At 66.9% G+C, this 22373-nt stretch carries 21 protein-coding genes; 14 read left to right on the forward strand and 7 right to left on the reverse strand.

What is annotated here, in order from left to right; genetic code table 11:
• Positions 1–25: 25 nt before the first annotated feature.
• Complete coding sequence (gene zwf / locus QO259_RS02950; RefSeq protein WP_285951726.1) at positions 26–1597, reverse strand: glucose-6-phosphate dehydrogenase; 1572 nt, start codon at positions 1595–1597, stop codon at positions 26–28.
• A 155-nt stretch (positions 1598–1752) separates the two neighbouring features.
• On the opposite strand from zwf, the gene QO259_RS02955 reads away from it, so the two are divergent.
• From QO259_RS02955 to QO259_RS02990, 8 genes are all read left to right on the forward strand, one after another.
• Positions 1753–2079 (forward strand): YrhK family protein, encoded by a 327-nt coding sequence (locus QO259_RS02955; RefSeq protein WP_285951727.1) that lies wholly within the window; start codon positions 1753–1755, stop codon positions 2077–2079.
• A 101-nt stretch (positions 2080–2180) separates the two neighbouring features.
• Positions 2181–3632 (forward strand): amidase, encoded by a 1452-nt coding sequence (locus tag QO259_RS02960; protein WP_285951728.1) that lies wholly within the window; start codon positions 2181–2183, stop codon positions 3630–3632.
• A 251-nt stretch (positions 3633–3883) separates the two neighbouring features.
• Positions 3884–5593, forward strand: a complete 1710-nt coding sequence (locus QO259_RS02965) for a thiamine pyrophosphate-dependent enzyme (RefSeq protein ID WP_285951729.1) — start codon at positions 3884–3886, stop codon at positions 5591–5593.
• Positions 5594–5848: 255 nt separating this feature from the next.
• Positions 5849–6790, forward strand: coding sequence for a DNA/RNA non-specific endonuclease (locus QO259_RS02970; protein WP_285951730.1), 942 nt, complete (start codon positions 5849–5851; stop codon positions 6788–6790).
• Positions 6791–6989: 199 nt separating this feature from the next.
• Entirely contained in the window at positions 6990–8087 is a 1098-nt protein-coding gene (locus QO259_RS02975; RefSeq protein WP_285951731.1) for a PIG-L deacetylase family protein, read from the forward strand.
• Positions 8051–8269 carry a hypothetical protein gene (locus QO259_RS02980; RefSeq protein WP_285951732.1) on the forward strand — a complete coding sequence of 73 codons (219 nt, stop codon included), beginning with the start codon at positions 8051–8053 and terminating at the stop codon, positions 8267–8269. The genes QO259_RS02975 and QO259_RS02980 overlap by 37 nt, the downstream gene beginning before the upstream one ends.
• A 359-nt stretch (positions 8270–8628) precedes the next feature.
• Complete coding sequence (locus QO259_RS02985) at positions 8629–9426, forward strand: MBL fold metallo-hydrolase (protein ID WP_285951733.1); 798 nt, start codon at positions 8629–8631, stop codon at positions 9424–9426.
• 80 nt (positions 9427–9506) lie between these two features.
• On the forward strand, positions 9507–10412 hold the full coding sequence (locus QO259_RS02990; RefSeq protein ID WP_285951734.1) for an AraC family transcriptional regulator: 906 nt from the start codon (positions 9507–9509) through the stop codon (positions 10410–10412).
• Here the strand turns inward: QO259_RS02990 and QO259_RS02995 are convergent.
• Both QO259_RS02995 and QO259_RS03000 read right to left on the reverse strand, forming a co-directional pair.
• The gene (locus QO259_RS02995; RefSeq protein ID WP_285951735.1) at positions 10330–10941 is read right to left on the reverse strand and encodes a LysE family translocator; all 612 of its coding nucleotides are present in this window, start codon (positions 10939–10941) and stop codon (positions 10330–10332) included. The genes QO259_RS02990 and QO259_RS02995 overlap by 83 nt on opposite strands.
• Positions 10942–11020: 79 nt before the next feature.
• Entirely contained in the window at positions 11021–11512 is a 492-nt protein-coding gene (locus QO259_RS03000; protein WP_285951736.1) for an HlyD family secretion protein, read from the reverse strand.
• A gap of 13 nt (positions 11513–11525) precedes the next feature.
• Here QO259_RS03000 and QO259_RS03005 point away from each other — a divergent pair, with 13 nt between their 5' ends.
• Positions 11526–12227, forward strand: coding sequence for a hypothetical protein (locus QO259_RS03005; protein WP_285951737.1), 702 nt, complete (start codon positions 11526–11528; stop codon positions 12225–12227).
• A 24-nt stretch (positions 12228–12251) separates the two neighbouring features.
• On the opposite strand, the gene QO259_RS03010 is transcribed toward QO259_RS03005, so the two are convergent.
• Both QO259_RS03010 and fucP read right to left on the reverse strand, forming a co-directional pair.
• The gene (locus QO259_RS03010) at positions 12252–13799 is read right to left on the reverse strand and encodes a DHA2 family efflux MFS transporter permease subunit (protein ID WP_035473137.1); all 1548 of its coding nucleotides are present in this window, start codon (positions 13797–13799) and stop codon (positions 12252–12254) included.
• 297 nt (positions 13800–14096) lie between these two features.
• Complete coding sequence (gene fucP / locus QO259_RS03015; protein ID WP_285951738.1) at positions 14097–15383, reverse strand: L-fucose:H+ symporter permease; 1287 nt, start codon at positions 15381–15383, stop codon at positions 14097–14099.
• A gap of 473 nt (positions 15384–15856) precedes the next feature.
• Here fucP and QO259_RS03020 point away from each other — a divergent pair, with 473 nt between their 5' ends.
• Positions 15857–16603: a DUF4396 domain-containing protein gene (locus tag QO259_RS03020; RefSeq protein ID WP_285951739.1), complete on the forward strand. Its 747-nt coding sequence runs from the start codon at positions 15857–15859 to the stop codon at positions 16601–16603.
• Positions 16604–16753: 150 nt separating this feature from the next.
• Here QO259_RS03020 and argC read toward each other — a convergent pair whose 3' ends face one another.
• Entirely contained in the window at positions 16754–17698 is a 945-nt protein-coding gene (gene argC / locus QO259_RS03025; protein ID WP_285951740.1) for an N-acetyl-gamma-glutamyl-phosphate reductase, read from the reverse strand.
• A 304-nt stretch (positions 17699–18002) separates the two neighbouring features.
• Here argC and QO259_RS03030 point away from each other — a divergent pair, with 304 nt between their 5' ends.
• The 3 genes from QO259_RS03030 (at position 18003) to QO259_RS03040 (ending at position 20426) form a co-directional block, all read left to right on the forward strand.
• The gene (locus QO259_RS03030; RefSeq protein WP_285951741.1) at positions 18003–18884 is read left to right on the forward strand and encodes a beta-keto acid cleavage family enzyme; all 882 of its coding nucleotides are present in this window, start codon (positions 18003–18005) and stop codon (positions 18882–18884) included.
• A gap of 100 nt (positions 18885–18984) precedes the next feature.
• Positions 18985–19956, forward strand: coding sequence for an L-carnitine dehydrogenase (locus tag QO259_RS03035; protein WP_285951742.1), 972 nt, complete (start codon positions 18985–18987; stop codon positions 19954–19956).
• Positions 19956–20426: a thioesterase family protein gene (locus QO259_RS03040; RefSeq protein WP_285951743.1), complete on the forward strand. Its 471-nt coding sequence runs from the start codon at positions 19956–19958 to the stop codon at positions 20424–20426. Before QO259_RS03035 ends, QO259_RS03040 begins: the two co-directional genes overlap by 1 nt.
• On the opposite strand, the gene QO259_RS03045 is transcribed toward QO259_RS03040, so the two are convergent.
• Positions 20410–21357: a GlxA family transcriptional regulator gene (locus tag QO259_RS03045; RefSeq protein WP_285952725.1), complete on the reverse strand. Its 948-nt coding sequence runs from the start codon at positions 21355–21357 to the stop codon at positions 20410–20412. The two genes, QO259_RS03040 and QO259_RS03045, sit on opposite strands and share 17 nt — an antisense overlap.
• A gap of 242 nt (positions 21358–21599) precedes the next feature.
• Between QO259_RS03045 and QO259_RS03050 the strand changes: the two genes are divergently transcribed.
• A complete protein-coding gene (locus QO259_RS03050; RefSeq protein ID WP_285951744.1) occupies positions 21600–22295 on the forward strand; it encodes an HAD-IA family hydrolase in 696 nt (231 codons plus the stop codon).
• The last annotated feature ends 78 nt before the right edge of the window (positions 22296–22373 follow it).

Below are 22373 nucleotides of genomic sequence, written 5' to 3' on the forward strand. Positions count from 1 at the left end.
TGCGAACAAAACCCGGACGAGGCATTCAGGACTTTTTGGGCGTCGGGGCCACGCCGGGACCGGTGGGGGAGCCGACCTGGTGCCACTGACGGCCGTCGCGCTCGATCAGCTCGTGTGCGCTCTGCGGGCCATCCTCGCCGGCGGCGTAGTCGCTCAGCTCGGGATTCTCGGCCCAGGCGTCGAGGAACGGCTGCACCGCGCGCCAGCCGTTCTCGATGGTGTCGGCGCGCTGGAACAGCATCTGATCGCCGGTGAGGCAGTCGTAGATCAAGGTCTCATAGCCGGTGACCGCGGGCAGATCGAAGAAGTCCTTGTAGGCGAAGCCCATCTTGACCGTGTCCATCTCGAGCTCCGGCCCGGGGCGCTTGGCCTGGAAGTCGAACCACATGCCCTCGTTGGGCTGGATCTGGATGATCAGCCAGTTGGCCGCCATGCGCTCGACCTCGGTATCGCGGAACTGAGCATAGGGCGCCGGCTTGAAGCAGATCGCGATCTCGGTGTCGCGGGCGCTCATGCGCTTGCCGGTACGCAGGTAGAAGGGCACACCGATCCAGCGCCAGTTGTCGACCATCACCTTCATCGCCACGTAGGTCTCGGTCTGGCTGTCCGGGTCGACGCCCTCCTCATCGAGATAGCCGGGTACCTCGGTGTCGCCCAGCTTGCCGGCCGCGTAGCGTCCGCGTGCGGAGTTGGCGGCGGCCTCTTGCGGGGTCCAGGGGCGGATCGCTTCGAGCACCTTGGATTTCTCGTTGCGCAGGGCGTCGGCCCCGAACGCCGCCGGCGGCTCGATAGCGACCATCGCCAACAGCTGGAACAGATGATTGGGCACCATGTCGCGCATGGCACCGGTGCGGTCGTAGAAGGCGGCGCGCTTCTCGACGCCGACGGTCTCGGCTGCGGTGATCTGGATATGGTCGATGTAGTGATTGTTCCAGAACGGCTCGAACAGCACATTGGCGAAGCGCGCGACCAGAATGTTCTGCACCGTCTCCTTGCCCAGGAAGTGATCGATCCGATAGATCTGGCGCTCCTGCATCACCTCCAGCAGCTGGGCGTTGAGCGTGCGTGCCGACTCGAGATCGTGGCCGAAGGGCTTCTCCACCACTAGCCGTCGGTACTGGCCGTCGCGTTCGCTGAGCAGCCCCGCTTCGCCCAGGCGGGTGGCGATATCGCCGAAAAAGCGCGAGCCGGTGGCGCAGTAGAAGACCGCGTTGGCGCTGGTGCCGGCCTTGATCAGCGTGGCGATCTCGGCGTAGATGTCGCTCTGGGTGAAGTCGCCCTGGCGGTAGTGCAGGCGGCGGGCGAATGCGTTCCAGGTCTCGGGGTCGAGATCGGCCGCGCGCCCCTCGGCGTGGCTGGCGGCGTCCTTGTCGGCGAGAAACGTATGGAGATGCTCGCGGAAGCTCTCATCGTCGTGCTCGGCGAGATCCACCCCCACGATACGCATGGCGTCGTCGAGCAGACCGTCGCGATCGAGATGGTAGAGCGATGGGATCAGCAGGCGTTTCACCAGGTCACCGCTGGCGCCGAAGATGAACAGCGTGGTGTCGTCGGCGACAGGGGTGTCGCCGGATTGGCGCTTTGCGGATGCTGCCATGGAAGTCGTCTCCATTCGGTGCCGGACGCGCCGGCGTTACAATTCACCTACGCTGCTGTCAGCGCCTTGCACCGGTGTGCCACCGGTGCCGCTGCCAGACAGGCGTCACGATCCGCCGCCCGACGACAAGACCAAACTGGCCCGAGGAGAGAGATATGCCGGACGCCCAGACTCACTATCAGCATAAGAGCAACCCGCAAACTCTGCCGCCATTGACGCTGCATATCGGTCATGAAGAGCTAGTGATCCGTAAGCGCTACGAGGTCGTCAGTATCGTCAACGACATTCTGATCGGCATCTGGTTCGTGATCGGCAGTTTTTTCTTCTTCTACGAAGCGTTGACCTACTACGGCACCTGGCTGTTCCTGATCGGCAGTATCGAGATGCTGATCAGACCGGTGATCCGGCTGATGCGCCATGTTCATATCCGACGTCTGCGCGAAACGCCGCAGTTGCCGCCGGAAGCCGCGCACGATTTCTGACGCCGAAAGCGCTGTCCGTGGCAATCGCGAATTGTCCGTTGGCGTCTGACTGCTAGCCTGAAACGTCACAGGATGTCATCGACGCAAGCGGAGAGTTCAGGATGAGCAGCGCGAATCACGATAGCGGCCCGGGCAGCGATTTGGGCAGCGATTTAGGAAACATGGACGCCGGCAGCCTCAAGCGGCTGTTCGAGAGCGGCGAAGCCTCGCCGCTGGAGGCGACCCGGGCGGCGCTGGCGCGTATCGAGCGCTTCAACGACGCTGTCAACGCCTATGTACATGTCGATCACGAAGGCGCCGAGGCCGCAGCCAAGGCGTCGGCACGGCGCTGGGGGCAGGGCAGGCCGCTGAGCGCGATCGACGGGATTCCGGTGTCGATGAAGGACCTGGCCGAGGTTGCCGGCATGCCGGCGCGGGAGGGCTCGCTGACCACTTCCACTGCGCTCTGCGAGCACGACTGCCCGCCGGCGCGCATGCTGCGTGAGGCCGGGGCGGTGATCCTGGGCAAGACCAATACGCCGGAGTTCGGCTGGAAGGCGGTGACCGACAACCGGGTCTTCGGCGCTACCTGCAATCCCTGGGATACCCGGCTGACCCCGGGGGGCTCCTCGGGCGGTGCTGCGGCCGCCGCTGCGCTCAATATGGGCGTACTGCACCAGGGCGGCGATTCCGGGGGCTCGATCCGCATTCCGGCCGCCTTCACCGGGGTGTTCGGCTTCAAACCCACCTATGGCTGGACCCCTCAGTGGCCGCCGGCGACCGAGCCGTCGCTATCGCATATCGGCCCGCTGACACGCAGCGTCGAGGATGCGGTGCGCATGCTCAACGTGATCGGCCGCTACGATTATCGCGACCCCTATGCCACCCGCGGGCAGCCCGATGACTGGGGCGCCGAGCTGAGTGGTGATCTGCGCGGTCTGCGTATCGCCTACTCGCCGACGCTGGGCTATGCCGAGGTCGACCCGCAGATCGCTGCCCGGGTGCGCGAAGCGGCGCACAACCTCGAAGCGCTGGGGGCCGAGGTCGAGGAGCTCAATCCGGGGTTCGAATCACCGATCGAGATCTTTCAGAAGCTCTGGTTCACCGCTTCGCTGGATTTCTGGAGCCAATGCGACGCGCGCCAGCGCGAACGGCTCGACCCGGGGCTGGCGGCCAACGCCCAGCGGGCCGAGCGCTTCAGCGCACTCGATATGTTCCAGGCGCTGCGCGAGCGTGCCAGCCTCACCCAGTGCCTGGAGCGCTTCAACCAGCGCTACCACCTGCTGATGACGCCCACGGTGCCGATCGCGCCGTTCGCGGTGAATCACGAAGTCCCACCCGGCAGCGACATGCGCGACTGGGAGGAGTGGGCACCGTTCTCCTATCCCTTCAACCTGAGCCAGCAACCGGCGGCCTCGGTACCGTGCGGGTTCACCGAGTCGGGGCTGCCGGTGGGCTTCCAGCTCGCCGGCGGCAAGCATGACGACGCCCGTGTGCTGCGCGCCTGCCACGCCTATCTGCAGGCGCATCCGCCGCGCTTTCCACGGGTGCCGGACCCGGCGATCCAGGCGTGAGGCGTTGACCTCTGGTGGGGTCACTCCCGAGCCCGACGGCTAGCCGTTGCGCGACCAGCGACTACGCTTAGACCGGCAGGCCGGTCTCCGAGCGTGGCCGAGTCGCGCGGGACCCACCATGATCGCCCCGCGCCGTCGCGTCTGCGGGACCGTGGCATCCGAGAGAAAGATACGTCATCACCCGGTGCGCCGGGGGTTACTCCGCGTCATGGCGAAAAGTGCCGTCGACGTCGTTGCGAAGGAGTCATCTCATGAGTCAGAACGTCGCTGAAATCATCGTCGAAACCCTGGCCGAGGCCGGTGCCAAACGCTGCTACGGCGTGGTCGGGGATACCATCAACCACTTCACCGATGCCATCCGCCGCAGCGAGCTGGAGTGGGTACATGTGCGCCACGAGGAGGTCGGTGGATTCGCCGCCGGCGGCGAGGCCTACATGACCCGTGAACTAACCCTGTGTGCCGGCACCTGCGGCCCTGGCTCGCTGCACTTCGTCAACGGTCTGTTCGAGGCGCACCGCAGCGGCTCTCCGGTGGTGATGATCGCCTCCCAGGTGGCCACCGGGGACAGTGGTGTCGGTTTTCCCCAGGATGTCGATCCCGCGCCGATCTACGCCCAGTACAGCGTCTTCTGCGAGACCGTGGTCAACCCGGATCAGGCGCGCCGCATGGCGGCGCTGGCGGCGCAGACGGCGCTGGCCAAGAACGGCGTGGCGGTGCTGGTGGTTCACGGCGACCTGTTCACCCAGACGCCGAGCCAGGATCTACCCTACCGCGCCCATCGCTTCGATCCAGTAGTGCGACCCAACGCCGAGGAGCTGGTACCGGCGGTGAAACAGATCAACGCCGGCGGCAAGATCTCGATCTACGCCGGCTTCGGCTGCGAACACGCGCGTTCCGAGGTGCTGGCACTGGCGGCCAAGCTCAACGCGCCGGTGGCATGGACCTCGCGGGCCAAGGATTTCATCGAGCCGGACAACCCCTTCGAGGTCGGCATGACCGGCGTCTTCGGCCTGGCCGGCGGCTATCACGCGGTAGCCGACTGCGACACTCTGATCCTGCTCGGCTGCAGCTTCGCCTGGACCCAGTTCTATCCGGAGAAGGCGACCATCATCCAGGTCGACATCGACCCGCAGCAGATCGGCAAGCGCCACCCGGTCGATATCGGTCTGGTCGGCAGCGTGCGCGATACCTGCGCGGCGCTGGCACAGATCGTCGATGCCCAGAGCGATACCCGCTGGCTGGAAAAATGCCGCACGCAGTATCACAAGGCGCTGGCCCACGACGAGCCCGAGAGCCAGGACGACGCGCTGATCCACCCCCAGGAACTGACCGTGGCGCTGGATGCCGCCGCTGCCGACGACGCCTTCTTCACCGCCGACGGCGGCAGCCCGATGGTGTGGATGCTGCGCCATATCCGCGCCCGCGGCGAGCGGCGCACGCTCTCCAGCCTGGTCCACGGCACCATGGCCAACGCCTACCCCCAGGCGATCGGTATTCAGAAGGCGTTCCCCGAGCGCCAGGTGATCGCGATGTGCGGCGACGGCGGCATGACCATGCTGCTGGGCGATCTGCTCACGCTCAAGCAGGAGCGGGTGCCGGTCAAGGTGCTGGTGTTCAACAACGGCTCGCTCGGCTTCGTCGAGATCGAGCAGAAGGTCGAAGGGCTGCTCGATAGCTATACCGAGCTCGATAACCCCGACTTCGGCAAGATGGCGCAGGCGATGGGGCTGTGGGGTGAGCGGGTCGAACAGCGTCACGAGCTCGACGGGGCGATCGCCGCCTGGCTGGCCCACGATGGCCCGGCGCTGCTCGACGTCAAGATCAACCGCATGGAGCTGGTGATGCCGCCCAAGATCGAGCCGGGTCAGGTCGCCTCCACCGCGCTCTACTCGGGTAAGGCGGTGCTCAACGGGCGCCTGAGCGACGTGGTCGATCTGGTCAAGAACAACTTCTGGAAGTGAGCGAGAAGGCGTGAACCAGCGCGCGGCTGCGGCAGGTGCCGTGGCCGTGCCCCGAGAGACGAGTCTAGGTGCTGTCTGAAAAGTCGACGAGCGAAGCCCAGGCAAGGCAAAAATCGGCGAAAACGGACCGGGCTGGCGCTCCAGTTTACGGTGTGTAAATGAGCATTTTTGACCGGGCTGGCGTTCCAGCCGATTTTTAACGCCGCATGGGCTAGCGCAGTACTTTTCAGACAGTGCCTAAGATGGGAGGCAGCGATGAGCGACGATATCAGACCGAGCCAGCGCGCACGCGGTGGGCTGCGCGACATGCGCGCGCTGGTGGCGCCACGCCAGGCCGCGAGGGTCTCGACGGCTGTGACGGCGGCGCGCGAGGATCTCTCCGACCGCCAGGGATTCGTGCAAGATTTTCTGGATGACTTCGAAGTGGCGCTGCCCACGCCGGTGGGCGAGCGCGCCGAGGACGTCACCCCGGTGCCCGGGCGCGATGACGGGCGTCTCGATTACACCCACTTCTCGCTGGTGATGTCGCGCTCGCGGCGGCTGGCGATCTTCACCGCGCTCAATCTCGATGGCCGCCGGCTGGTCTCGGTGCCGCGCGAGAACGACAACTGGCGCTTTGATCCGCGCATCGACCCGGCGCTACAGGCAGGGGAAGATCTCTACGCCCGCAATCCGCTGGATCGTGGTCATCTGGTGCGGCGCACTTCGGCCAACTGGGGCGAACTGGCCGAGCAAGCCAATGCCGACACCTTCCACTTCACCAACTGCACGCCGCAGATGGCGGCGTTCAACCAGCGCACCTGGCTGGGGCTGGAGGACTATCTACTCGAGCACGCCCGCGCCGATCGTCAACGCCTGTGCATCTTCACCGGGCCGGTCTTCCGCGCCAGCGACCGCGACTACCGCGGCGTGCGTATCCCCGAAGCCTACTGGAAGGTGATCGCCTTTTGCGGCGAGGATGGCCGCCCCTCGGCCACCGCCTACATGATCGATCAGGTCGACGAACTCGACGAACTGGGGCCGGGCTTCCTTTTCGGACAGTACCGCACCTATCAGCGCAGCATCGCCCGGATCGAGGCCCTGACCCAGCTCGATTTCGGCGAACTCTCCAACTTCGACGGCTTCTCCGTGGAGGAGCGTGCCACCGGCACCCGTATCGAAGCGGAGATCCGCGGTCCCGAAGATATTCGCGTGTGACGCCGAGAGCGGCACGGCGTCGCGATCAGCGCTTGCCCCCGCGTGCGCTTGCCTTACCATGCCCCGAGCGCGCCGACAGGACGCGCGATCATCACGTGGGAGGCAGAGGTCGATGCGGCAATCGAGGGCGGGGCAGGCGATTCCGAGTCAGGTGATTCCGAGTCAGGGGAGTGCGAGTCAGAGCGTGTCGAGTCAGAGCGTGTCGAGTCAGACAATGGCGGGGCAGGGGGCGTCGGAGGAAGCCGCGAACGAGCAGCCGATCACGGCCACCGACTGGCAGCGTCATGCTGCCACGCTGAGGCTTCCCGCCGACCCGGTGCAGACCCGGCTGGTCGAAATATCGCTGGCACTGGCGCCGCGTTCGCGCTGGCGCCGTGGCCTGCCGAGCGTGACGCTGACCGCCGCGGGGCAAGCGCCGCTCACCTATTCGCTGGAAGCGCGCCGCCGCGAGCAGCGCATCGCCTGGCGGCTGCCGCCGTGTACCACCGAGGTGACGCTGAGCCTGGCGCTCTCCGGCGCCCGGCTGACCCGGGCGCCGCAGGCACGCTGCCATGTGCAGTCGGCGATCGAGGGGCCGATCCTGATCGTCGCCCCGCACCCGGATGACGCCGAGATCGCCGCTGGCGGTCTCTATACCGATCATGCCGAGTCGGTGCATCTGGTCACGCTCTCCTGCGGCGAGCAGCTCAAGGGGCTCAAGCGTCAGTATCTGAGCGGGCTCGACGACGATCTCGACAATGCGGTCCGGCGCAAGGCCGAGTGGCGGCGCTGGAACGTGTTCGCCACGCCGCTGCTGTCGGGCATCCCGCCCGAGCGCTCGACCCTGGTCGGGGTACCCGATGGGGCCGCGTGGGCGCTGGTGCATGATGGCATCGGTCAGCGTCCAGCCATTGCGCTGAGTGAGGCGCGACGCTTCAATCATCTCGCGCTGCCGCCGATCCGCGGCGAGCGGCTCGAGCGCGACGACGTGGTCGCGGCGCTGCGCCAGCTGATCGATACTCTGCAGCCGGTCACGCTGCTGGTGACCGATCCCGAGTTCGATCCGCATCCCGATCACCGTGCCGCTTCGCTGGCCCTTGCCTTGGCGCTCGACGGCAGCCGCCACCGGCCGAGCACGGTACTGCTCTACGCCAACCACTACCGCGATGCCTTCCCCCGGGGCCGGCGTTTCAGCCGGCCTGGATGCCGCCGACGGAGATCGCCATCGAACGCTTGTTCACGCCCGCGCCGACGCCGCTGGCGTGGCCGCTGTCCACCGAAATGCAAAAGCATAAGGCGCTGCTGCTGGATGCCATGAGCGACCTCTCGCCCCGCGCCGGCTGGTCGCAGCGGCGCCGACGGGCACGGCGGGCGAACTTCGTGCCCACCTTCGCGCGTGAGCGCGATCCCTACTTCCAGGCCGCGATCCGCTCCACCGAGCTATTCCGCGCGCTGCCCAGCGACGCCTTCGTCGCGGCCTGGCGCGGGCGCGCGAGCTGATCGCTATCCAAGCTGGCGAGGGCTGGACCTCAAGCTGGGGCCTGTCGAGACTCCCCGCACGAGCCGCGTTGGTGCCGCCCGGCATGCCAGGCAAGGCGCGAGCCGCCGACCGTGGTGGGCCACGGCCCAGGCGAGCAACGCAGCATGGTGCGACGGGCGGCCCAACCCGAAGGGCCATGGGCCATGAGGTGGCAATACGGCGTTACAGCTCGCGACTGTAGAACCACTACACTTCACTCGCTGCGCCTTGTCTTGCCACCTCATGACACTATGTCGCGGCCGCGATGGGAGCCTCGACAGGCCCCCAGTTGAGGGAAGAGCATGTCGTCATCGCTCATGGAGACGAAGAGGAGGTCGCGATGCATCATCAAGGTTTCTTGTGCGCCACCTGTGGCATTCAGTATCCCGCCAGCGAGACGCCGCCGGCGCACTGTGACATCTGCGAAGACGAGCGCCAGTTCGTGCCGGTGGAGGGGCAGCAGTGGATCACGCCAGGGCGCCTGGCGGCGGGGCACAGCAATACCTTTCGCTATCTCGCCGAGGGGCTGTTGGCGATCACCACCACGCCGCGCTTCGCCATCGGCCAGCGGGCCTTCCTGCTGCGCACGCCGCACGGCAATCTGCTGTGGGACTGCCTCTCGCTGCTCGATGAGGCGACGCGGGACATTCTCGACGGGCTCGGTGGGGTCGACGCCATCGTGCTCTCGCACCCGCACTACTTCAGTACCATGGCCGCTTGGGGCGAGACCTTCGATTGTCCGGTCTACGTGCACGCCGCGGATCGTGCCTGGGTCACCCTGCCCAGCGAGCGGCTGCACTTCTGGGAAGGGGAACAGATCGTGCCGCTGCCGGGGTTGGAGGTGCACTGCCTGGGCGGGCACTTCCCCGGCGCCAGCGTGCTGCACTGGCCGGCGCGCCGCCTGCTGCTGAGTGGTGACACCCTGCTGGTGACCCCGGACCGGATGGCCTCGTTCATGTGGTCCTACCCCAACAACGTGCCGCTGGATGCCACCTGTGTCGCGGCCATGGGTGAGCGTCTCGCCCGGCTCGAGTTCGACAGCCTCTACTCGGCCTTCGCCGGACGCGAGATCCTGCTCGACGCCGACCGCGTGGTCGCCGAGTCGGTGCAGCGTCACTGCCGCGCGCTCACACCCTGAGGTGACCGGGCTCTCGGCCCGGCAGCGAGTCTCGCGGCGGTGTATGCTGGCGCCAGACAGCAGCGAGTGTGGAGATGAGCATGCCTGCCAAGCCGATCCCGGCCGAGCGTGACAGCCGGCGCTTCTGGCGCCATCCGGCGCTCGGCTTCCTCGAGCTGCGCGAGACCCGTGACGGGCGTGAGGTCAGCTATGCCCGCCACAGTCACGACAGTGTCTCGCTGGGGGCGGTCACCGGCGGGCGCAGCCTCTACGAATACCAGGTGCCGGGGGAGCGCTTCACCACGCGGATGGTGTCGCGTGGTGACGTGGTGGCGATGAACCCGGGTGAGGTCCACGCCTGCAATCCGTGCGGCGACGCGCCCTGGTCCTACGTCATGTTCTATCTCGATCCGGACTGGCTTGCCACGCTGCAGCGCCGTCACGTCAACGCTCTCGCCGGTGGCTTTCGACCGCTGGCCTGGCATCATTGGCGTGACCCTGCGCTGCACGCGGCGCTGGTGGTGCTCGCTCGACGCCTGTTCGCCTTGGAGGCGAACCCCGCCACCCTGGTCGGCGAGTGCGAACGCCTGTTCGGCGCACTGATGGCGCGGGGCGAACTGTTCCGCCAGCAGACCCCGGCGGACACGCCAGCGCTGGCCGAGGTGGCCGCCTATATCCGTGCTCACTGCAGCGAGACGCTGACGCTCGAGCATCTGGCCGCGCTGGCAGGGGTCTCGCCGGCGCATCTGGTGCGCCGCTTCAAGCGCAGCTACGGCATCACGCCCCATGCCTATCTGACCGACTGCCGGGTGCGTCAGGGGCAGATCGCACTCAAGCGCGGCGAGCCGATCGCCGAGGTGGCGCTGGCGTGTCGGTTCGCCGATCAGGCCCACTTCCAGCGCGCCTTCAAGCGGCTGACCGCGATCACGCCGCATCGCTACCGTGCAGTGACATCATTGCCAGCATCAGCGCACTCACCAGTAGTGCCAGTGCCATACCGCGATTGAGCCAGCGCACCCGCTCGGGGCTCGGCAGCCGCCGACGCAGCCCGGCACCCAGCAGCGCCCAGCTGCCCACGCTCAGATAGCAGACGCCGAAGAAGATCAGCGCGAAGGGCGCGACCCGCGCCGGGTCACCGGCGGTATAGGCGGCCATGCCGGCGCTCGAGGCGATCCACGCCTTGGGGTTGAGCCACTGCATCAGCGCACCGCCAACGAAGGAGGGCGAGCGTGCGGCGGTGTTCTGCGTCAGCGCACCGTCGCTGCGCGCCAGCCGCCACGCCAGGTAGAGCAGGAAGGCGACGCCGCCCAGGCGGATCGCGTGCATCAGCGCCGCCCACTGGGTCAGCCACTGCAAGCCGGCGCCGATCGCCAGCAGCAGCGCGCTGAAGCCGCAGGTCGCGCCGCTGACATGGCGCAGTGCCGGTATCAGGCCGCGATTGAGCCCCAGATGGAAGGCGACCAGGTTGACCGGGCCGGGCGACAGCGAAGCGGCCAGAGCGAAGGCCGCCATCGACAAGGCAAGGGAGAGGGACACGCTGGGCACTCCTGAGCGAGGGGAATCGCCGGCAGGCTAGCCTGGGGAGTGCGCGTCAGGATTGAACGATCTTGATCTCTCAGCCGGCCGTGCCCGTCTTACTCTGCTCATCCTTCTCGCTCCGCGTGTGGGCGACGTCGATATCCACCTCGACCATCATGCCTGGGCCGATCAGCTCGGTCGGGCCGTCGTCGATATAGATGCGCACCGGCAGGCGCTGGGTGATCTTGGTGAAGTTGCCCGAGGGGTTGGGGTCCGGCAGCAGCGCGAACTGGCTGGTGGCGGCGCGACCGATGATCGCCACGTGTCCGGAGAAATGGCGGTCGGGGAAGGCGTCGACGCTGATCGCCACCGGCTGTCCACGGCGCAGCTCGCCAATGTCGGTCTCCTTGACGTTGGCTTCGACCCATAGCTTCGACGGGTCGTGCATCATCAGGATCGGCTGGCCCGCGCTGACATACTCGCCCTGGTCGATCAGGGTCTTGTTGACGACGCCTGAGATCGGACTCTTGACCTCGAGATCGGCGATGCGCAGGCGCTCCTCGTCGAGCTTGGCCTGGGCTTCGGCCAACTCCTGGCGCGCGATGCGGATTCTGCTGGCGCAGGATCGTCGGATTGGGCAGCGGTACCTGCACGCCGTTGAGGAAGCCGACCCGGGCGTTATCGGCCTGGGCCTGATTGACGGCCACCTCCTGCTTGGCCTGTTCGTGCTCGGCGACGGCCGCGCGGTAGCGGTAGTAGTCCTGGTCGCGGCGCTGCTGCGAGATCGAGTGCTTCTCGAGCAGTTTGGCCGAGCGCTGGTAGTCGCGCTGGGCTTGGGTCAGCCTTGCCTGCGACGCCTGCTCTGCCGCCTTGCTGGCATCGAGCTCCTCGCGCGAGATATCCAGACCGCCCTGGTACTGGCGCTGGGCCAGCTCGAGGCGAGCCTGCTGGTAGTCGAGGCGTGCCTGCTGGGTACCGACGCCGGCGGCCAATGCTGCCAGCTTGCGCTGGTCCGGCCGGCTGTAGAGCGTGGCCACGGCAGCGCCGCGCTGCAGGGTATCGCCCTCGGTCAGATGGAAGTCGGTGACCCAGCCATCGAGGCGGCTGCTGACGGTGACCTGATCTGCCATCACCCGTGCGTCCTGCACGCTGACATGGGTCAGGCGATGGGCGATCGCCAACCCCAGCCAGATCAGCCCCAACAGCAGGAGCAGCGCGAGCAGCGCCAGCTTGAGGCGCCGCGACAGGCGAGGGGAGCGAGCGGGGGCATCGGCGGTCATGGTGTCGGATCTTCCTCGGTCTAAGGAGTGGGAAAACTCACGCTGGTCTCAGGCGGGCCGCCGCCAGCGACTCAGTAGCAGCGACGGCACTACCACCGCCAGCAGGCTGGCGATCAGGGTCCAGAAGCCGTCCTGATAGGCCAGGATCGACGCCCACAGCGCCTCGACCCGACCCAGCAGATAGCCGGCCACGGCATGCTGTTGGGGCGCCGCGATGCCTAGCCGGGCGGCGAGGTGGGCGTAGTCGCCGAGCGCTTGCTGCGACAGCGCGTTGCCGGCGTTGACCCCGGCGTTGAGCAACTGGCCGTGCACTGCGGTATGGCGATCGAGCAGGATCACCAGGCCGGCGGTGCCCAGAGCGCCGCCGAGCTGCATCGAGAAATTGATCGCCCCGGAGCCGTGACCCGTGAGCCGCGATGGCAGGCTGGCGATGGCGTTGGAGAGGGTAGGTGGCGGAAAGGCGGCCATACCGACCGAGAGAATCGCCATCGCCAGCGCCAGGTGGGCGAAGGAGGTGTTCCAGTCCATGCCCGCCATCAGCCACACCGAGAGCAGCGCGCAGGCGAGCCCGGGCAGCGTGATCCAGTGCGGCGGATAGCGATCGCTGAGCCACCCCACCAGCGGCACCAGCACGCCCAGCACCAGGGTCGACGGTAGAAAGATCTGGCCGGCGCTGATCGGGCTGTAGTGCAGCACCGACTGCACGAACTGCGGCAGCAGATACATGATGCCGTAGAAGGTGCCGCCGAACAGGCACATCGCCAGGGTGCCGACGACGAACGCCCGGTGAGAGAAGATCGCCAGGTCGAGCAGAGGATGAGGGACGCGCCGCTGCCAGCTCACGAAGGCGATGGCGCAGGCCGCGGCCAGCCCTACCAGACTCGGCACACGCGGGTCGAACCACCCCCAACGCTGGCCGTTGGAGAGCGCCGCGAGTAGCGCGAACACCGCCACGAACAGCAGTACCACGCCGGCCCAGTCGAACGGCGGAGGCGGCCCCTGGTGCTCGCGTCTCGGCAGGAAGACCGCGCCCATGGCGATCGCCGCGAGGCAGATCGGCAGGGTAACGAAGAATACGTAGCGCCAGGTGAAGTGCTCCACCAGCCAGCCGCCGATCACCGTGGCCAGGGTCAGCGGTAGACCCAGACACATGCCGTACATGGCGGTGGCCATGCCGCGCCCCTCGGGCGGGTAGGCGGCGAACAGCGCCTGCATCGCCACCGGACGGATCAGCCCGGTCATGCCGCCCTGGATGATTCTGGCCGCCACCAGCGCCGCCATTCCTTGGCCCAGACCGCCCAGGATCGAGGCGGCGATGAAGGCGACCAGCAGGCCGATGAAGGTGGCGCGCTGACCCACCGCGGTCACCAGCCAGGGGGCGACCAGCAGCGACACCGTGGTCGAGGCCAGAAAGCCGGTCGATAGCCACTGCACCTGGGCGTCACTCATGCCGAAGGCGCCCTTGATGTAGGGGATCGCCACGTTGACGATGGTGATCGACATGCCCAGCGCGACCAGCCCCAGCATCACCGTCAGCGTGACCCACAGCCGGTAGCGTGGGCCATAGCGCGCGAACATCTCCTCGACCTGCGTCATCGCGGGCAGCTCCCTGGTGGTGGGCGACCGCGCGAACGCCGACAGCGGCCGCACCGGAAGCGAGCGGCCGAGCCGAGGACGTGAGGCGGCGAATGACGAAGGCCAGACGCAGTGGACCGAGAGCGAGATACGGCAGGCCGGCGGCGGGGCGGTCGCAACACGAAAAGAAGCCGGCGAATCGATAACCTGTCTACATTTCGCCGGCTAATGGATTGTCCCGGTCTCATGCCCCCCTTTCAAGGCACTCACGACCAACGTCTTAGCTGTGAGGGGGCATGGAGATCGGTGTCGCACGTATCAGGTGCGTGTGGCCGGTTCCGGCTGCGGTGTGATCACCCGAGAGCCACGGAAACCGTAGAAGGCGATGAACAGGTAGCAGATCAACGGCAGCACGAAGGCGTGGTGGATGCCCACGGTGTCGGCGATCGCGCCCTGTGCCACCGGCAAGATGGCGCCGCCGACGATGGCCATGATCAGCAGGCTCGATGCCTTGCTGGTCAGCGGGCCGAGCTTGGCGATGCCCAGCGTGAAGATGGTCGGGAACATGATCGAGTTGAACAGACCGATGGCGACGATACTCCACATGGCGGTATGCCCGGAGGCCAGCATGGTGGTCAGCGTGAGCAGTGCCGCCACGACGGCGAACAGGCCCAGCAGCAGGCTGGGGCGGATCTTCTGCATCAAGGCCGAGCCGATGAAGCGGCCTACCATCGCGCCACCCCAGTAGTAGACGACATAGTTGGCGGCATCGCTCTCGCTCATGTTGCCGATCTCCGGCAGCGAGATGTAGTTGATCAGAAAGCTGCCGATGGATACCTCGGCACCGACGTAGGCGAAGATGCCGATCACACCGAACAGCACGTGAGGATGGCGTAGCGCCTGGGCGGCGGTAACGTTTTCGGTGGGGCTGTCGTCGCGGGCCTGGTCCTTGAAGTTGGGCAGCTTCCAGAGGTAGATCACGATCGCGAGAATGGCGAGCACCGCCGCCAGCAGCAGATAGGGGAGCTGCACACTCTGGGCCTGCTGGACTTTGTAGGCCATCCGCTCGGCGCTGGACATCGCGGCCAGCTCGCTGGCGCCCAACACCGCTGCGCCCAGAATCAGCATGCCGCCGAAGTACGGTGCCAGCGTGGTGCCGAGTGAGTTGAACGCCTGTGCCAGGTTGAGCCGGCTGGAGGCGGACCCTTCCGGGCCCAGCAGGCTGACATAAGGGTTGGCCGCGACCTGCAGCATCGTCACCCCGCTGGCGAGCACGAACAGGGCGCTCAGAAACAGGGGATAGGAGGGGGCTCTGGCGGCGGGGTAGAACATCACCGCGCCCACGGCGGCGATCAGCAGGCCCAGGCTGATGGCGTTCTTGTAGCCGATCCTGGCCAGCACCTTACCCATCGGCAACGACATGATGAAATAGGCGCCGAAGAAGGTGAACTGGATCAGCATGGTCTGGGTGTAGTTGAGCGAGAACACCGCCTTCAGGTGGGGGATCAGAATGTCGTTGAGACAGGTGATGAACCCCCACATGAAGAAGATCGTCGTGACGACGACCAGCGCGCTGCGATAGTTCGGGCGTTGCATGTCGGCCATGAGCGGAATCCTGGTGATGACAAGTCCTGAAATGAGCGTTACCGACTCGACCTCGTCGTGTCAGCGCGGTTGCTGGCGCGAGATGATGCATTAAGCGAGGTGGCTTATAAAGTAGTCGTTCATCATTAGAGTGTTAAGGAACTTGTCGGTATCTATGCGCCGGACCATGGTGGTATTGACGCTCGCCGAGGTGCGTGATCGGTATTTTCGTAATCTTTATTCAATGATGGTGTTCATGATGCCTATACGGGCAAGCGAGCGCATTGAATTACGTCATTCAACGTCTTTTTGCAGTCGCTACTTCGAACGGCTTGCGACGGGCGTCGTGTCGACGTCGCGCGCGTTGCCCTGCAACCTCGGTGCAGGATGTCGCTTGTGGACGACGCCGCGCGTTTCTATACCTAGGGCATGTTGGATGTCATGGCCCGGATGGGAATATCCGGCATCGATGAACCGTAAAGGAGGACAATGCCATGCTGACCGTCTGGTCCTGGGGCTTTCTGCTGCTGGGTATCGCCACTGCGCTCGTGATCGCCGTCGATGTCTCGAGGCGCCCACAGCCAATGTCCATCATGAACGTCACCTGGCCGATCACCGGTTTGTACATGCCGCTCGTCGGCTGGTGGGCCTACGCCAGGATGGGGCGCGCGGCGCCGAAGGAACATGCAGGGCAGCATGGGCACACCGGCCATGACCATCACGCCCAGGCCGATCATGCCCACGCCGATCAGCACCCGCATGGGCATGAACATGGCCACGGCCATCATCACGGCGACAAGCCCAAGTGGCAGAGCGTGTTCGTCTCCGCGACCCACTGCGGCGGCGGCTGCACCCTGGGCGACGTGGTCACCGCGCCGATCGCCACGGCCACCGGCTTCGCCCTGCTCGGCTCGACGGTACTGGGGCACTTTGCGCTGGCCTTCGTTGGCGCCTATCTGTTCGGGGTGCTGTTTCAGTATCTGCCGATTCGGGCGATGAGCGATGCCGGCCCGGCGCAGGCGCTGAAGGACGCGATCAAGGCCGATACCTTGTCGCTGGTGGCCTTTCAGGTCGGCATGTACGCCTGGATGCTGATCGCTCTGCACGGTTGGATGGGCGAGCTCGACGCCTTCACCGCGCCGTTCTGGTTCATGATGCAGATCGCCATGCTGATCGGCTTCGCCACCTCCTATCCGGCCAACTGGATACTGATCAATCGCGGAATCAAGCACGGCATGTAAGCCGGTGGCGGCGGGCGACTTGTGCATGGTGGGCGACTACCCGCCCGGGTAGCGCTGGTCGCTGGGGCGGGGCCGTTCATCACGGCGCGCGCATGTCTCTGCCCCCCGCCGACCCGGTCGGCGGGGAGCTGCTGGCTCATTGGCAGGGCGTCAGACGCTGAGACCGACGCTGTCTTCCAGCCCCAGATGCACGTTCATATTCTGCACCGCCGAGCCGGCGGCACCCTTGCCCAGGTTGTCCAGGCGCGAGACCAGTGTCACCCGCTCGGCGTTGCCGAACACGCCCAGGTCGACCCGGTTGGTGTCGTTGCAGGCCTGGATATCGAAGGCACCGCCGTCGAGCGTGGCCTCGTCGGCGAATGGCAGGATGCGCACGAAGGGCTCGTCGGCATAGTGCGCGCGGTAGGCGTCGAGCAGCTGCTCGGGGTCGATGCCGGGCAGGGCACCGAGCTGTAGCGGCACGCTCACCGATAGCCCCTTGAGGAAGGGGCCGACGATCGGCGAGAACACCGGCGGTGCGGCCAGCCGGCCGTGCAGCTGCATCTCAGGCAGGTGCTTGTGGCCCTGCGCCATGGCGTAGGGGCGCGGTGCCTGCAGGCGGCCGTCATGATCGGCTTCGTAGGCGGCGATCATCTGTTTGCCGCCGCCGCTGTAGCCGGTCAGCGAGAAGGCCGACAGCGGATAGTCCGGCGGCAGCAGGCCGGCGTCGATCAGCGGCCGCACCAGCAGTACGAAGGCGCTGGCGTGGCAGCCGACGTTGGCGATGCGCTTGCTGGCGCGGATCCGCTTGCGCTGGCCGGGGGCTAGTTCAGGCAGGCCATAGACCCAGTCGTCGGCGGTGCGGAAGGCGGTGCTGGCGTCGATCAGGCAGGTGTCCGGATTCTCGACCATTGCCGCGGCTTCGCGCGAGGCGGCGTCGGGCAGGCACAGGAAAGCGACGTCGGCGGCGTTGAGCAGGCGGGCACGCTCGGCCGGGTCCTTGCGCTTGTCGCTATCGATGCGCAGCAGCTCGATGTCGCTGCGCGCCTGGAGATAGTCGAACAGGCGCAGCCCTGTGGTGCCCTCCTGTCCATCGACGTAGACCCTGTGTGCCATGGCGTTTTCCTGTCGTGTTCGAGTCGCGGTGTCAGCCTCCATTGTGCGGTTTTCGCGCCGCCGTGTCATGCCACGTGCGGCGGTGAGTGGCATGCCATGGTGAGGGCGCGGGCGCCCGGCGACGGGGTAGGTGGCGAGAGGGGACGCGTGCGTCGTTTGATGTCGATCTGGCGTCGCCTGGTGTCAACTCCGGGCGCCGGGTCATCGCCACAATGGGGTTCTTGAAGGGCCGGCCGCCATGGCTGCGCCCTCGAACACACGTCGCCCGGCCATAGCCTGCCGAGCCACGCCAGGGAGAGCCCGCATGAACCGAGACGTCATTCTGACCTGCGCCGTCACCGGCGCCGGCGATACCGCCGGCAAGCACCCGGACCTGCCCATCACCCCGCGTCAGATCGCCGATAGTGCGCTGGATGCGGCACGCGCCGGCGCCAGCATCGTTCATCTCCACGTGCGCGACCCGCAGACCGGTGGCGTCAGCCACTCGACCGATCATTTCCGCGAGGTGGTCGAGCGCATCCGTGAATCCGACGTCGATGCGGTGATCAACATTACCGCCGGCGGCGGTGGCGATCTCTACCCCGAGATTCGCGATGGCGCCATTCACGGTCGCGCCGGCACCGACCTGCAGACCCCGGCCCAGCGCCACGAACCGGTGGGCGCGCTGCTGCCGGAACTTTGCACGCTGGACTGCGGCAGTCTCAACTTCGGCGAGATGATCTATCTCAACAGCGCCGACTGGCTGCGCGAGCACGCGCGGCTGATCCAGCAGGCCGGGGTCAAGCCGGAGCTCGAGTGCTTTGATCTGGGCCATGTCTGGTTCGCCCGCCAGCTGATCGAGGAAGGGCTGATCGATGGCGACCCGCTGTTCCAGCTCTGTCTGGGGATTCCGTGGGGCGCCGAGGCCGATCCCGAAACCATGCTGGCGATGCGCAACAAGCTGCCGGAAAACGCCATCTGGTCCGCCTTCGGCATCGGTCGCCAGCAGTTCCCGATGGCGGCGCAGTCGATGATCATGGGCGGCCACATGCGGGTCGGCCTGGAAGACAATCTCTACCTGAGCAAGGGTGTCTTCGCCACCAACGCCCAACTGGTCGAGCGTGCCGCCACCCTCGCCGAGAACCTCGGCGGCAAGGTGCAGACGCCGGCACAGACCCGCGAGTCGCTGGGACTGCGCAAGCCCTGATTCCGCCCGAACTCTCTCCGCTATGCGTGGACGCGCCTGAGATATCTCCCGAGTGCGCGTTCGCCGTCAATTCTGTTTCGCATCGCCATGGAGTGTCTTGATGAACGCTTCCGAACGTCCCCGCCACGTTGCCGTGATCGGTACCGGCGTCATCGGCAATGGCTGGATCGCCCGGGCGCTGGCGGCCGGTTGCCGGGTCACCGCTTTCGACCCCGATTCCACCGCACCCGAGCGCACTCGCGCTTTCGTTGCGCGGGCCTGGCCGGCGCTGGAGCGGCTGGGGCTTGCCGAGGGCGCCGATCCCGCGGCGCTGACCTTCGTCGACTCCCTCGACGCCGCCGTCGAGGGCGCCGAGCTGATCCAGGAGAACGTACCCGAGCGGCTGGCGCTCAAGCACGATGTGTTGCGCCAGCTCGATGCGCTGGCCGCGCCGGACGTGGTCATCGGCTCCTCCACCTCCGGGATCAAGCCGAGCGACCTGCAGTCCGCCTGCACCCGCGAGCCCGGCCGCGTGATCGTGGCGCACCCGTTCAATCCGGTCTATCTGCTGCCGCTGGTGGAGCTGGTGGGGGGCGAGCACACCGCGACCAATGTGATCGAACGCGCCCAGGGGCAGTACGCCGCGCTGGGCATGCGGCCGCTGGTGGTGCGGCGCGAGATCGAAGGTCACGTCGCCGACCGGCTGATGGAAGCGCTGTGGCGCGAGGCACTGCATCTGGTCAATGACGGTGTCGCTACCACCGAGGAGATCGATGCCGCGGTGGTCTACGGCGCCGGCCTGCGCTGGTCGCTGATGGGCACCTTCCTGACCTTCCATCTCGCCGGCGGCGAGGGCGGCATGCGCCACATGCTGCACCAGTTCGGCCCGGCGCTGAAGCTGCCGTGGACCAAGTTGGAAGCCCCCGAGTTGACGGAATCACTGATCGATAAAGTCGCCGATGGCTGCGAGCATCAGGCTGCCGGGCGTAGCGTCGCCGAGCTGGAGACACGCCGCGATGCGTTTCTCACCGAGCTGCTCGCGCTGACCCAGAGATACTGGCCGGAAGCCGAAGGGCTCGAGGGGCGGATCTGATGACGGCTCAGGCGGAGACGCTCTACCAGACTCGAGTGGCGGACGCTTGGGTCGACTATAACGGGCATATGAACGACGCCGAGTACGCGCGGGTCTTTTCGCTGGCGGTGGAGGCGCTGATGGATCGTATCGGTCTCGATGCGGCCGGCCGTGCCAGCCACGCCTACACGCTCTACACCCTCGAGACCCACCTCTGCTACTGCCGCGAGGCGCATCGGGGCGAGCCGCTGCGGGTGGCGCTGAGCCTGCTCGATAGCGATGCCAAGCGGCTGCACGTGTTCTTTACGCTGCATGACGCCGCGGGCAACACCCTGGCGACCAGCGAGCAGATGCTGATGGGCATCGATGTCGCCAGTGGTCGCCCGGCCGGCTTCCCCGAGGCGGTGGCGGCGGCCGTTGCGCTGCTGCCCAGGGCTGGGGATGAGTGGCCCAGCGCGGCGGGACGGCGGATCGCTATCCGCCGCGGCTGAGATGTGGCGCGGTGGTGGCCTCGGGGCTGTCGGCGCGTGGCTGGCGCGCGGCCCGCGGTGGATGCCCGTAGCGCTGACGGTAGGCGCGCGCGAAGCTGGAGGCGGAACCGAAGCCGCAGGCGAGGGCGATGCTGAGGATGTCGCGCTCGGTCTCTTCGAGCAGATGACGCGCGCGGTCCAGGCGCAGGTTCAGATAGTAGTCGCGCGGGCGCTGGCCCAGCTCGGCGTCGAACAGGCGCTGTAGCTGGCGCGGCGAGAGCCCGATGCGCGCGGCCAGGGCGGCGATCGCCAGCGGCTGTTCGAGATGGCGCTCCATCAGTGCCACGGCGTCCACCAGCGGGCGGCAGTGGGTGCCCAGGCGGCGGGCCAGGGGCAGCCGCTGGGCCTCCTCCCGCGGGCGCAGACGCGCATGGATCAACTGCTCGGCGGTATCGTCGGCGAGCGCCTGCCCGTGGTCGCGTGCGATCAGTTCCAGGGCCAGATCCATGGCCGCGGCGCCGCCGGCGCAGGTGAAGCAGCGGGCGTCGAGTTCGTACAGCGACTCGACCGCTTCCAGGGCGGGGAAGCGCTCGCGGAAGGCGGGCAGACTCTCCCAGTGCAGCGTCACCCGATGGCCATCGAGCAGTCCCATCTCGGCGAGCAGCACGGGACCGGTGTCGATGCCCCCGAGCAGCACGCCTTCGCTGGCGCGGCGATGCAGCCACTGGGAGAAGCGTCGTGTCAGGCCGCGATCGGGCTCGAAGCCGGCGCATACCGCCACTCGCGACAGGCTCGGCGCGCTGTTCAGATCGCAGTCCGTGAGCAGGGTCATGTCGTTGCTGGCGGTGACCGGCCCACCGTCCTCGCTGATCAGGACCCAGCGGTAGAGGGCGCGACCGGCGAGACGATTGGCGATGCGTAGCGGCTCCACGGCGGAGAAGAACGCCAGCATCGAGAAGCGGGGAATCAGCACGAATCCCAGCGTGATGGGCGGTGTCTGGCTTTTCTCCACGGGTTTGTCTCCACAGCCATGTCTTGACGGACAAGAGTGGCGCCTAACTAGGCGTGACGGCACGAACGCGAGCCGAGACGAACTTGCCTGAAGTTAGGGCCGCGCGTGGCGTTTCCAGGTAAAAAGGGTGTGTGCGTCTTTTATTGTCAAGCCACGGGACGTCACGTTATCAAGGATTCCGCATGGACACACCGCTCTTCGCCTTCTCGCTGCACGATACCCTGGTCGATACCCAGGATCTGTCGGCGCTGCTGGCGCTGCGCCTGGGCGCGGCCGAGGCTGACGCCTTTACCCGACGCTTTCGCGAGAAGCAGTCCGAGTTCACCTATCGGCGTGGCTTGATGGGCGCCTACGCCGATTTCCATCGCATTCAGCGCGAGGCGCTGGAAGCAGTGGACCGCGAACGCGGCACGCGCCTGGGGGAGGAGAGCAAGCAGGCGCTGCTGACGCACTGCCGTCGGCTGCCGGCGTTCGCCGATGCCCCCGGCGCGCTGACTCGCCTGCGCGGGCTGGGCGTACGCTGCGTGGCGTTCGCCAACGCCAGCCGTTACGACATCGAACTGCTGCTCGACAACTCAGGTCTTGCGGATCGGTTCGAAGATATCGTCAGCGCCGAGGAGATACGGCGCTTCCAGCCGGATGCCGCGCTCTATGCGCACCTGCGCGCGCGTACCCACTCGCGCCCGGAGGCCACCTGGCTGATCTCGGCGGAGCCCGCGGAGATCATCGGCGCGCGTTACGCCGGGCTGCATGCCGCCTGGCTCCAGCGTGATCCCCAGCGGGCGTTCGAATCCTGGGGCGACCCGCCGGATCTAATGGCGCCCGATCTCGACGCCTTGGCGACTCAGTGTGCAGGGTGGTTCGCACGTGAGGGCTAGGCTGCGTCAGACCCTGGACGGATGGCGTCGGGCGCCCGCGGGCGTTGGCTTGCGAGTGCGAACGTGTATGCTGAGCGG

Origin of the sequence: Salinicola sp. JS01 (assembly GCF_030284585.1) — a bacterium.
GTDB lineage: Bacteria > Pseudomonadota > Gammaproteobacteria > Pseudomonadales > Halomonadaceae > Salinicola.

Bases quoted from the DNA above. Each gene is read 5' to 3' on its own strand.
- zwf (WP_285951726.1), bottom strand. From the start codon at position 1,597: ATGGCAGCATCCGCAAAGCGCCAATCCGGCGACACCCCTGTCGCCGAC.
- QO259_RS02955 (WP_285951727.1), top strand. From the start codon at position 1,753: ATGCCGGACGCCCAGACTCACTATCAGCATAAGAGCAACCCGCAAACT.
- QO259_RS02960 (WP_285951728.1), top strand. From the start codon at position 2,181: ATGAGCAGCGCGAATCACGATAGCGGCCCGGGCAGCGATTTGGGCAGC.
- QO259_RS02965 (WP_285951729.1), top strand. From the start codon at position 3,884: ATGAGTCAGAACGTCGCTGAAATCATCGTCGAAACCCTGGCCGAGGCC.
- QO259_RS02970 (WP_285951730.1), top strand. From the start codon at position 5,849: ATGAGCGACGATATCAGACCGAGCCAGCGCGCACGCGGTGGGCTGCGC.
- QO259_RS02980 (WP_285951732.1), top strand. From the start codon at position 8,051: ATGCAAAAGCATAAGGCGCTGCTGCTGGATGCCATGAGCGACCTCTCG.
- QO259_RS02985 (WP_285951733.1), top strand. From the start codon at position 8,629: ATGCATCATCAAGGTTTCTTGTGCGCCACCTGTGGCATTCAGTATCCC.
- QO259_RS02990 (WP_285951734.1), top strand. From the start codon at position 9,507: ATGCCTGCCAAGCCGATCCCGGCCGAGCGTGACAGCCGGCGCTTCTGG.
- QO259_RS03005 (WP_285951737.1), top strand. From the start codon at position 11,526: ATGCGGATTCTGCTGGCGCAGGATCGTCGGATTGGGCAGCGGTACCTG.
- QO259_RS03010 (WP_035473137.1), bottom strand. From the start codon at position 13,799: ATGACGCAGGTCGAGGAGATGTTCGCGCGCTATGGCCCACGCTACCGG.
- fucP (WP_285951738.1), bottom strand. From the start codon at position 15,383: ATGGCCGACATGCAACGCCCGAACTATCGCAGCGCGCTGGTCGTCGTC.
- QO259_RS03020 (WP_285951739.1), top strand. From the start codon at position 15,857: ATGCTGACCGTCTGGTCCTGGGGCTTTCTGCTGCTGGGTATCGCCACT.
- argC (WP_285951740.1), bottom strand. From the start codon at position 17,698: ATGGCACACAGGGTCTACGTCGATGGACAGGAGGGCACCACAGGGCTG.
- QO259_RS03030 (WP_285951741.1), top strand. From the start codon at position 18,003: ATGAACCGAGACGTCATTCTGACCTGCGCCGTCACCGGCGCCGGCGAT.
- QO259_RS03035 (WP_285951742.1), top strand. From the start codon at position 18,985: ATGAACGCTTCCGAACGTCCCCGCCACGTTGCCGTGATCGGTACCGGC.
- QO259_RS03040 (WP_285951743.1), top strand. From the start codon at position 19,956: ATGACGGCTCAGGCGGAGACGCTCTACCAGACTCGAGTGGCGGACGCT.
- QO259_RS03045 (WP_285952725.1), bottom strand. From the start codon at position 21,357: ATGCTGGCGTTCTTCTCCGCCGTGGAGCCGCTACGCATCGCCAATCGT.
- QO259_RS03050 (WP_285951744.1), top strand. From the start codon at position 21,600: ATGGACACACCGCTCTTCGCCTTCTCGCTGCACGATACCCTGGTCGAT.